The 323-nt window shown below is 35.9% G+C and carries 1 protein-coding gene; it reads right to left on the bottom strand.

The features are described from left to right. The coding region (locus AOA60_RS29710; protein ID WP_143522603.1) for an FAD-dependent oxidoreductase at positions 1-236 on the bottom strand (236 nt) is incomplete at its 3' end. Positions 237-323: the final 87 nt, after the last annotated feature.

Here is a 323-nt window from a genome sequence, read left to right on the forward strand (position 1 = left end):
ATATCTAGCTGCCACTTTTTAAACATTCTTAGGCTATCTAAACAAAACTTAAAAAAAGGATCAGGGTCTTCACTAATTTCAGAGTATGGAGCAAGCATTCCAGCTGCAGCACCAGATGCTTGACCTCCACAAGTCGTTTTTTCTAAAACTGTGACTTCAAATCCTCTTTCAACCAAAGAAAAAGCAGTGGACAATCCAATAACGCCTCCACCTAAAACTATGATATGTTCTTTCATATTCTTCCTCCTGAGATTTTCATGGGCTTTCTATAAATATTAACAAAAACTATAGTTTAAAAGAAGATAGACCACTTGAAGCAGTAG

Origin of the sequence: Pseudomonas sp. 2822-17 (assembly GCF_002742485.1) — a bacterium.
In the GTDB taxonomy this organism is placed as follows: Bacteria; Pseudomonadota; Gammaproteobacteria; order Pseudomonadales; family Pseudomonadaceae; genus Aquipseudomonas; species Aquipseudomonas cyclaminis.